The sequence below is a fragment of the Rhodococcus sp. O3 genome, from assembly GCF_048897285.1.
GTDB lineage: Bacteria > Actinomycetota > Actinomycetes > Mycobacteriales > Mycobacteriaceae > Rhodococcus.
In genome coordinates this window covers 1-1,763 of sequence record NZ_JBMBTE010000292.1, presented here as the reverse complement: position 1 = coordinate 1,763, position 1,763 = coordinate 1, and the positions used below count along the sequence as shown (strand labels likewise).

The window sequence follows — 1,763 nt, the reverse complement described above, 5'->3', positions numbered from 1 at the left end:
TGCGTCGGCAGACCGGCGCTGCGCGGGAACAGGCCTGACACCCGGCGACCTTCCGCGGTCGCGGTGAGCACGTCGAGCACCCCCTCACCGGTTGCCGCCCAAGAGAATTCGCCGGCGCGGACGCGGGCCTTGCGACCGAGGTCGCGGCGACGGTCGGCGTCGGCGAGCAGTTCGGCGACCGCCTCGGTGAGTTCGGTCACGGAATCGACGAGCAGACCGGTGACCCCGTCGATCACCGAGTCGGTCAGGCCCTTCGAACTGCGGTAGCCGATCGTCGGCACGCCGTGCTGGGCGGCTTCGACGACGGCGAGCCCCCACCCCTCCTTGCGGGACGGCATCACGTGTACCCAGGTGCGGGCGAGCAGTTCGTGCTTGCGCTCCTCGGGGACGTGCCCGTGGAAGGTGACGGCGTCGGTGATGCCGAGGTCGGCGGCGGCGTCCCGCAGGTTCTGTTCCCACCAGCCGCCGCCGATGACGTCCAGGTGCAGACCCGGCACGCTGCCGCGCAGGGCGGCGACCGCGGCGAGGGCGTCCTCGATCTGCTTGTGCGGCACCAGCCGGGACAGCACGCACACGCTCGGGTGGGCGGTGCGGGTGTGGTCGTCGCCGGGTTCGACGCTGTCGGGGATCGGGTCGATGCCGTTGCGGACGACGGCGATTCGGTCGTGCTCGACCCCGAGTGCGCGCAGTTCGTCGGCGGACGGCAGCGACACGGTCAGGTACTGGTTGCGGCGGTGCACGCGCGGCGAGAGGGTCGATTCGATCCACCAGCCGATGCGGGCCATCACCCGTCCCGCGACCGGCCACTGTTCGCGGTGGCAGTGGTGCACCAGCACGGTGGAGGGCGCACCGGCGACGAGCCGCGCGAAGAAGGGGATGCCGTTCTGGGTGTCGATCACCGCGTCGGGGCGCAATCCGCGCAGCGGACCGAAACCGAGGCGTCCGGCGGCGATGGCCGCGAGGGCCCGCGGGTAGACGGTGAGGCGGCCGCCGCCGCGGCTGATGGTGATACCGTCGACGACTTCGCGTTTCGGGGCACCCGGGTAGGCGGCGGTTCGGAACGTGACGGCGACGCCGCGCGCCGCGAGCTGGGCGCCGACCTGTTCGAGGTAGCGCTCGCTGCCACCTCCCTGCGGGTGCCCGCTGTCACGCCAGCAGAGCAGCAGAACCTCCCGCACGTGGCGACCCCCCTCGGATTCCGGTTCGCCCGCGACCCGGGCGAACATGCGTGCTGCGACTGTATCGGGGAACACACTAACGGTGGGATCGCTCCGGAACCGGCGGGGGTTACCGCCGGGTACCGGTCGCCGCACGACCGTGGGATCGGACCGTGGGATTCAGGCCGGGGTCGCAGCCGGGTCCGAGGGCTCGGGTTCGCTCGCGTCGCCGGGCAGGTCCGCGCGGCTGTTGCCGAGCACGAGGATCAGGGTGGCCGCGGCGACGGCCGCGCCCGCCAGGAACAGCACCGGATAGCCGACGCCGGGCACGGTCTGCACGACGACCGCGAGTACCGCGGGCACCGCGAAACCGAGGTAGGTCAGCGAGTAGAACACCGCGGTCAGGCCGGCGAGGTCGTCGGGACCGGCGATGCGCTGGATCTCCTGCAGACCCGACACCAGGGCCAGTCCGTAGCCGCAGCCCAGGACTGCGGCTCCCGCGATCGCGAAGGGCACGGTCAGCCGGTCCGCGGCGATCGCGCCGGCCACCATGCCGGCGACCAGGACGACCAGCGCGACGACGAGGGCGCGGGCGCTGCGCGGGGT

The 1,763-nt window shown here is 72.8% G+C and carries 1 protein-coding gene and 1 pseudogene; both read right to left on the bottom strand.

The genetic code is table 11. The annotated features are described in order from the left end of the window. Window positions 1-1,178, bottom strand: a 1,178-nt coding sequence (locus tag ACN675_RS29025; RefSeq protein ID WP_420754095.1) for a glycosyltransferase family 4 protein, incomplete at its 3' end; no start/stop codon positions are given. 159 nt (window positions 1,179-1,337) lie between these two features. Beyond that, window positions 1,338-1,763, bottom strand: a pseudogene (locus ACN675_RS29020) (MFS transporter); the annotation flags it as partial.